This window comes from Microbacterium sp. UBA3394, assembly GCF_002358725.1.
GTDB lineage: Bacteria > Actinomycetota > Actinomycetes > Actinomycetales > Microbacteriaceae > Microbacterium > Microbacterium luteum.
In genome coordinates this window covers 1-6,805 of sequence record NZ_DEPK01000185.1, presented here as the reverse complement: position 1 = coordinate 6,805, position 6,805 = coordinate 1, and the positions used below count along the sequence as shown (strand labels likewise).

At 73.1% G+C, this 6,805-nt stretch carries 10 protein-coding genes; 4 read left to right on the top strand and 6 right to left on the bottom strand.

Features of this window, described 5'->3' with window-relative positions:
• Window positions 1–406 (top strand): prephenate dehydratase (locus B4E30_RS11065; protein WP_286795332.1); only part of this gene is annotated, 406 nt, incomplete at its 5' end.
• Window positions 407–410: 4 nt separating this feature from the next.
• Here B4E30_RS11065 and B4E30_RS11060 read toward each other — a convergent pair.
• Window positions 411–929, bottom strand: a complete 519-nt coding sequence (locus B4E30_RS11060; protein WP_286795331.1) for a GNAT family N-acetyltransferase — start codon at window positions 927–929, stop codon at window positions 411–413.
• The gene (locus B4E30_RS11055; protein WP_286795330.1) at window positions 922–1,491 is read right to left on the bottom strand and encodes a hypothetical protein; all 570 of its coding nucleotides are present in this window, start codon (window positions 1,489–1,491) and stop codon (window positions 922–924) included. Before B4E30_RS11055 ends, B4E30_RS11060 begins: the two co-directional genes overlap by 8 nt.
• A 229-nt stretch (window positions 1,492–1,720) precedes the next feature.
• Between B4E30_RS11055 and B4E30_RS11050 the strand changes: the two genes are divergently transcribed.
• A complete protein-coding gene (locus B4E30_RS11050; protein WP_286795329.1) occupies window positions 1,721–2,299 on the top strand; it encodes a 2-phosphosulfolactate phosphatase in 579 nt (192 codons plus the stop codon).
• On the opposite strand, the gene B4E30_RS11045 is transcribed toward B4E30_RS11050, so the two are convergent.
• The 4 genes from B4E30_RS11045 to B4E30_RS11030 all read right to left on the bottom strand — a co-directional run bounded on the left by B4E30_RS11045 (window position 2,259) and on the right by B4E30_RS11030 (window position 4,588).
• A complete protein-coding gene (locus B4E30_RS11045; RefSeq protein WP_286795328.1) occupies window positions 2,259–2,747 on the bottom strand; it encodes a SprT-like domain-containing protein in 489 nt (162 codons plus the stop codon). The genes B4E30_RS11050 and B4E30_RS11045 overlap by 41 nt on opposite strands.
• A 37-nt stretch (window positions 2,748–2,784) precedes the next feature.
• Window positions 2,785–3,312, bottom strand: coding sequence for a hypothetical protein (locus B4E30_RS11040; protein ID WP_194383825.1), 528 nt, complete (start codon window positions 3,310–3,312; stop codon window positions 2,785–2,787).
• Window positions 3,313–3,438: 126 nt separating this feature from the next.
• The gene (locus B4E30_RS11035) at window positions 3,439–3,606 is read right to left on the bottom strand and encodes a hypothetical protein (protein WP_286795327.1); all 168 of its coding nucleotides are present in this window, start codon (window positions 3,604–3,606) and stop codon (window positions 3,439–3,441) included.
• Between the two features lie 118 nt (window positions 3,607–3,724).
• Window positions 3,725–4,588: a spermidine synthase gene (locus B4E30_RS11030; RefSeq protein WP_286795326.1), complete on the bottom strand. Its 864-nt coding sequence runs from the start codon at window positions 4,586–4,588 to the stop codon at window positions 3,725–3,727.
• A 52-nt stretch (window positions 4,589–4,640) separates the two neighbouring features.
• Between B4E30_RS11030 and B4E30_RS11025 the strand changes: the two genes are divergently transcribed.
• A complete protein-coding gene (locus B4E30_RS11025) occupies window positions 4,641–5,396 on the top strand; it encodes a 5-oxoprolinase subunit PxpA (RefSeq protein ID WP_286795325.1) in 756 nt (251 codons plus the stop codon).
• On the top strand, window positions 5,390–6,805 hold a 1,416-nt coding region (locus tag B4E30_RS11020), incomplete at its 3' end, for a carboxyltransferase domain-containing protein (RefSeq protein WP_286795324.1). The genes B4E30_RS11025 and B4E30_RS11020, both read left to right, overlap by 7 nt.

Genomic DNA, 6,805 nt, shown 5'->3' with positions numbered 1-6,805 from the left:
GCGCTTCGTGCTGGTCGGCCGCACGGTCGCCCCGCCGCCCGCGACCGGCGCCGATAAGACCTCGCTCGTCGTGGAGCTGCCCGATGACCACCCCGGTGCGCTGCTGGAGATGCTCGAGCAGTTCGCCACCCGCGGCATCAACCTGTCGCTGCTGGCCTCGCGCCCGATCGGCGACTCGCTCGGCCGCTACCGGTTCGTCATCGATGCGGACGGGCACATCCAGGACGAGCGCATGGCCGACGCCCTCATGGGATTGCGACGCTTCAGCCCCAAGGTGATCTTCCTCGGCTCGTACCCGCGCGCGGACCGCTCGATCGTGCGGTATTCCCACCGGTACGCCGACGATGTCTTCGTCGAGGCCCGCGACTGGCTGCGGGGGCTGCTCTCGGGCGAACCCGGCGTCTGACCGGTCAGGCGAGCGTGCCGCCGCGCACGAGGCGCACCTCGCGGATCGCGGCGCCGTCGACCGTGTGCGTCTTGACCGCGCCATCCGGGTCGAACCCGTGCCGGCGGTAGAAGGCCCGGGCGCGTGGATTGTCCTCGAGCACCCACAGCGATGCCGGATCGTCGCCGAGGGCGGCATCCATGAGCATGTCGCTCGCGCCGGTGCCGTAGTCGGCCTCGAGCACGTACACGGCGTAGAGCTCGCGGCGCCCGGCGACCGCGTCGTCGTCGCGGCATCGGCCCGCGGAGGCGAATCCGATCACGTCGCCGGCGAGCTCGGCGACCCAGACGTCACCGGCCTCCCCGTTGACCTCGCCGGCCAGGATGCGACGCCACGTCTCGGCGCGCGCGGCGACATCCATGCCGTCGAGCACCTCGTCGGGGATCCGGCCGGCATACGCCTCGCGCCAGCTCGTCACGTGCACCGCCGCGATGGCGGCGGCATCCGTCGACCGGGCACGGCGGACGATGTAGGCCTCAGTCACGGCCCGTCCCCTGTGCCGGGTCGGTGGCGGGGTCGGCCGTATCGGCCGTGTCGGGAGTGTCGGTCGTGTCGGTCGCCGGGTCGTGCGCCCACGACGACGCCAGCGCGCGGATGCGGGCCCCGCGCCACTGCCAGATGGCCCACAGCACCGGCCACAGCAGCACCGCCCCGGGCCCGTCGAAGACGAGCCGGTCGCGCCAGAGCGTGCGGGTGGGATCGCCGGGAGCGGGCGAGACCGCCATCTGGTGGTCCCACACGTCGAGGAAGGCGAGCGGACCCGTCAGCGGGATGCCGCTGTCGCGGAAGATGCGCACGGCGCCGCCCGGCTCATCCACGTGGCGGTGGCTGACGTGGATGAGCTGGCGTCCCAGCGGCATCGGTCCGCTCTCGAGGCTCACCGGCACGTCGTCGCCCTCCTCCCACTGCGTCGGCAGCCCGGACGGGACGACGGGCGACATCGACACCATCGGGCCGTACAGCTCCGCGACCGCGCGCGGCGAGTGCAGGGCGCGCCACGCGGCGTCGGGGTCGCAGTCGATGACGAGCTTCAGCAGAACGTGCATGCTCCATCGTGTCATCGTGCGACACCGCTGGCGCAAGGGCGGATGCATCCGCCCCCTCCGCCGCGCACCGTTTCGATTGCCGGTGGATGTCGCCACTCGGCCGCGATGCGGCATCCACCGGCAAGCGAACGCACCGGATGCGGCATCCGCTGCCAGGTGAATCGCGCGCACGTTTCGCGGTGTGACGCCCGGGCCACGCACGCGGCGCGCTCACCGTAGGCTTCTGCGGGTGAGTACGCCGTTCGACCAGCAGCGCTATCAGGTCCGTCACGAGTGGGGGAGCGCGGGATTCGCGCGTCTCGCTCCCGCCGACGTCGTGGTGGTCGTCTCCGTCCTGGGTGAGCACGACGCCGCCCCGATCGCGGATGCCGCTCTCGCGGCGGGGTCGATCGTTCTGCTCGGCGGGCTGCGCAACGCGACGGCTGTGGCGTCGGCGATCGCCGACGAGCAGGCGCGCCGGGGAGCGCGCACCAGCGTCTCGATCATCTCGGTGGGGGAGGAGACCCCGCACGGCGTGCGCTTCGCCGTCGAGGATCAGTTCGGCGCCGGCGCCGTCATCGACGCTCTGGGGAACCGCGGGATCGATCACACGTCGCCCGAGGCGGCCGCGGCCGCCGAGTCGTACCGCGGGCTGGAACGCGCCGTGCGACACCTGCTCACCGCCGGCGGGACCGGACAGCGTCTGGTCGCCGAGGGTCGTCGGGCCGACGTGCTGCGCGCAGCGGAACTCGACGCGAGCGACGACCCGGGCCGCTACGGGCCGTCGATCAGCGCGGCGTCATCGCCGCAAGCCGTGTCGCAGGGGTGATCTCGCGCCGGGTCCACGTCAGCAGGTGACGCTCGTCGAACCGCGGCGCGCATCGTGCACATGAAGTGGGACGCGATGCGCGACGATGACGGTAGGCCACATGCCCGGCCGGGCACACCCCGACCCACGGGGCGAGTTCGACGGCGGTCTCGCCGCGATGGGTCGTGCCACCGACGTAGCCGAGGCCGCGGGCGATCGACGTCCACCTCGGTCCGTGGCCGGCCGTCGCTCCCGCAAGGGCATGGGCGACCTCGTGCAGGAGCGTCTGATGATTGGTGTCGTCGTCGTAGCGGGCCGACAGGTAGCGCGACACGGTGATGCGCCGCCGCGTGTAGTCGCACTGACCGGCGCGGCGCTTGGCGTTGTCGAAGCCGAACGTCCACGACGAGTCGAGGTGCGACGAGATCAACGCCTCCGCCCACTGGCGTACGCGATGCGGTTCTGACATGCCGGAAGACTAGAACAGACCTACGACACTGCGGGGATCAGCTCGCGACCGCGGTCTGCGCGCGCCGGCGGTCGCAGAGATCGATCGCCAGCAGCACGGTCTGCAGCTGCGACTCCGGGGCGCCGGATTCCTGACGCAGGAAGAGCGCGCGCTTGAAGTCCTTGCGGGCCTCCTCGAACTCCGCGGCGTCGAAGTTCACTTTGCCGCGGTGCTGAAGGGCGAAGGCCGCGATCGCGGCCCATCCCTGCCCCTCCGCCTCTTCGGCGCACGTCGTGAGCTCCTGCTCGGCGGCGGCATAGGCTCCGCGCGCCTGAACGACCGTGGCATGCAGGATGCGGGCGCGCAGGAGATCCTTGCGGGTGCCGGCCATCCGCGCGAAGCGCACGGCGTGCTCCGACAGGGTGAGGGCGTCGTCGGTCTCGCCGAGCACCTTCAGCAGCCACACGCGTTCGAGCATCGACACGAGGCTGCGCTGATCGCCGAGCTCGGCCAGGCGCTCCTTGCACTGGGCAGGGTCGACGATCTCCCGCAGCGTGTCGGGGTCGTATCCGTGGATGAAGCTCACCGTCGACTCCCTTCGCGTGCGGCTCGCCTCCTCAGTGTGCCCTCCCGCGCCGTCGGTTCCGGGTGGCCACGCCGACAGGCGGCATCCCGTGTGCGCGGATGCGTCGTTTCGTCTCGCTCCGCTCGCTCAACGCCCGGCCGGGGCGCCTCCCCTCGGTCCCTCCCGCTGGTCGTTGAGCGAGGAGCGCAGCGACGAGACGAAACGCGCCGCCCCCTCCCGCTGGTCGTTGAGCGAGGAGCGCAGCGACGAGACGAAACGGCTGCCGTTCCCTTCCGCGCAGGGCGGGACGGCCACGTTTCGTCTCGCTCCGCTCGCTCAACGCCCGGGTGGCGCGGCCCGTGCCTCTCCCCTCCTCGGTACCGCCTGCTGGTCGTTGAGCGAGGAGCGCAGCGACGAGACGAAACGGCTCCCGTCAGCGCTCGAACAGCTTCGAAGACGGCTTCGGCGACGGCACGGCGTCGGCGTCGGTCGCGGGCTGCGCTCCGCGGACGAACTCCTCGATCTCGGCCCCCTCGGCGACCTTCGCCGGATGCGGTCCCGCCGCCATCAGGCGCGGCAGCCACGCCGTCGGCAGCGGCGACGCCGAGGCCGCGACGACGAGGTTGCCGAATCGTCGCCCCTTGAGGGTCTGCACCTCGGCGAGCACGATGACGTTCGCGAGCACTTCGCGCACCGTCGCGACCTGCCGACGCGCGAAGGCGAGTCCCGCGCCGTCGGCGACGTTGACCAGCAGCACGCCGTCGGGACCCAGAAGACGCGCGGCGGCGGTGTAGAACTCGACCGACGTCAGGTGCGCGGGGATCTGCGCGCCGGCGTAGACGTCGGCCACCAGCACGTCGACCTGGCCGACCAGTCCCGCGGGAAACCGGCCGAGCGCCTGGCGCGCATCCCCGATCCGCACGCGGATGGAGGCCCCGCGCGGCAGCGGCAGCCGCTCGCGCACGAGGGCGATCAGCTCCGGCTCGAGTTCGACGACCTGCTGGCGGGAGCCGGGGCGCGTCGCGTGGATGTAGCGGGGGAGGGTCATGGCGCCGGCGCCGAGGTGCACCGCGGTGAGCGGCTGCCCGGGCAGCTTCAGCCGGTCGATCACGGCGGCCATCCGCGCGACGTACTCGAAGTGCAGATGCGTCGGGTCATCGAGGTCGACGTGCGACTGCGGGGTCCCGTCGACGACGAGTTCGTAGCCCGACGTGTAGGGCGACGGTTCGACGGAGGCCAGCGCCCCGTCGCCCAGGCGCACCGGCGGTTCGGTGTGCTCATTGCGCGCGCGGGCCATGTTCCCAGCTTGCCCGATGCCCGCGTCCGAGTGCCGCCGGTACCGTGAGGGCATGTCCGCCATCGACCTGAACGCCGACCTCGGCGAGACCGTCGACGGGGTGCCGACCGCCGACGACGAGGCGATGTTCGCCGTCGTCTCCAGCGCCTCCGTCGCGTGCGGCGGCCACGCCGGCGATGCGGCATCCATGCACGAATCGGTCACCCGGGCGGCGCGGTACGGCGTCGCCGTGGGGGCGCACCCGTCTTACCCCGACCGTGCCGGTTTCGGTCGGTCAGCCCTGGCGCTGACGACGGTCGAACTGCGCGCCACACTCGACGACCAGCTCGAGGCGCTCGCCGCGGCGGGCGGGGACATCCGCTACGTGAAGCCGCATGGCGCGCTCTACCACGCCGTCACCGCCGACGCTGCGACCGCGCGCGTCGTCGCCGCCGCCGTGCGGCGACTTGCCGATCGTCTCGGTCGCGAGCTGCCGCTCCTCGGTCTCGGCGGTGCCGGCAGCCGCGCCGCCGAGGAGGCCGGCCTGCCGTTCGTGCGCGAGGCGTTCCTCGATCGCGGCTACCTCGCGGACGGCGGCCTCGTGCCGCGCGGCGAGGCAGGCGCTCTCCTCGACGATCCTGATCTGGTCGCGCGCCGCGCGGTCCGCCTCGCGATCGACGGGATCGTGGATGCCGTCGACGGCTACCTGCTCGCCGTCGACGCGGCCTCGATGTGCCTCCACGGCGACAGCCCCGCCGCGGTGGCGATGGCGCGAGCGGTGCGCGCGGCGCTCGATGCCGCCGGGGTGGACGTGAGGGCACCGTGGTGAAGGCGGCATCGTCCGGTGAGTTGTGGCGCATCCTGCCGATGGGTGAGCGGGCGCTGCTGATCGAGACGCCGGGGCTCTCCGCGGTGCTGGACCTGCACGCGGCGCTCGTCGCGGCGCCGCCGGATGGCGTGGTCGACGTGGTGCCCGCCGCCCGCACGGTGCTCGTGCACGTGGACCCGGCGGTGCTGCCGCTCGCGTCCGCGCGCGTGTGGATCGACCGTGCACTGACGGGTGAGGTGCGGAGCATCCCGTCGGAACGTGATGAGGAGGCGCAGATCGTCGAACTCGCCGTGCGGTACGACGGTGCCGACCTCGCTGACACCGCTGCGGTGCTCGGCATCTCGCCCGACGAGCTCGTGCGCCACCACGCTGCCGCGACGTGGACCGTGGCGTTCACCGGATTCGCGCCCGGCTTCGGCTACCTCGTGAGCGACGCGTGGTCGTTCGACGTGCCGCGTCTGGAGTCGCCGCGCACGCGCGTTCCGGCCGGGTCGGTGGGCCTGGCCGCCGGATTCACCGGCGCCTACCCGCGCGATACGCCAGGTGGATGGCGCCTCATCGGCACCACCGACGCTCCCCTCTTCGACCCGGCCGCGACCCAGCCCGCCCTTCTCGCCCCGGGCACCCGCGTCCGTTTCGTCCCCGTCCCTTCCACCCCGCCGGCCTCCCCGGCTTCTCCGGCCTCCGTTTCGAGCCCTAACTCAGGCTGGGCGCCGCCGGCACCCGCTGACAACGCCGGATCACGGCCGCCCGCCCCGACCCAGCCTGAGTCAGGGCACACGTCGCGGCGAAGCCCTCTCGGGGATGCCGTCTGGAGCGGCGCCGCGCGCCCGGAGGCTGTCTCGAGCGACGTTGCGCCCTCGGCGGCGGCCGCGCGGGCAGGTGCCGCCTCCGGTTCGAGCCGTAACTCAGGCTGGGAGACGTCGCCGCCCGCCGGAGACGCCGGAACCCGGCCCCCGGTGCCCGCTCAGCCTGAGTTGGGGCACACGACTCCCGGTACCGAACGCTGTACCGGTACCCAAGCCGGCGCCGGGACTGAACCCGCTCCCGGGACCGCACCCGACGCCGGTACCGAAGCCGCGCCCGGGACCGGACCCGCTTCCGGGACCGCACCCGAAGCCGCACCCGGTGCCGGAACCGCCGGCGCCGGCCGGGGGATCGAGGTGACCGAGGCGGGGCTGTTCGCAACCGTCCAGGATCTCGGACGCCCGGGTCACGCGGCCCTCGGCGTTGCCCGCTCGGGTGCGCTCGACCGGGCGGCGCTGCGCGTGGGCAACCGGCTCGTCGGCAACCCCGAGGGCGCCACCGGCATCGAGATCACGATGGGCGGATTCCGGGCCCGTGCAGCGACGCGGCTTTGGTTCGCGGTCACGGGCGCATGGGGGCCGGTGACGCTCGACGGGCGTCCG

Bases quoted from the DNA above. Each gene is read 5' to 3' on its own strand.
- B4E30_RS11055 (WP_286795330.1), bottom strand. From the start codon at position 1,491: ATGCACGTTCTGCTGAAGCTCGTCATCGACTGCGACCCCGACGCCGCG.
- B4E30_RS11045 (WP_286795328.1), bottom strand. From the start codon at position 2,747: ATGTCAGAACCGCATCGCGTACGCCAGTGGGCGGAGGCGTTGATCTCG.
- B4E30_RS11030 (WP_286795326.1), bottom strand. From the start codon at position 4,588: ATGGCCCGCGCGCGCAATGAGCACACCGAACCGCCGGTGCGCCTGGGC.
- B4E30_RS11025 (WP_286795325.1), top strand. From the start codon at position 4,641: ATGTCCGCCATCGACCTGAACGCCGACCTCGGCGAGACCGTCGACGGG.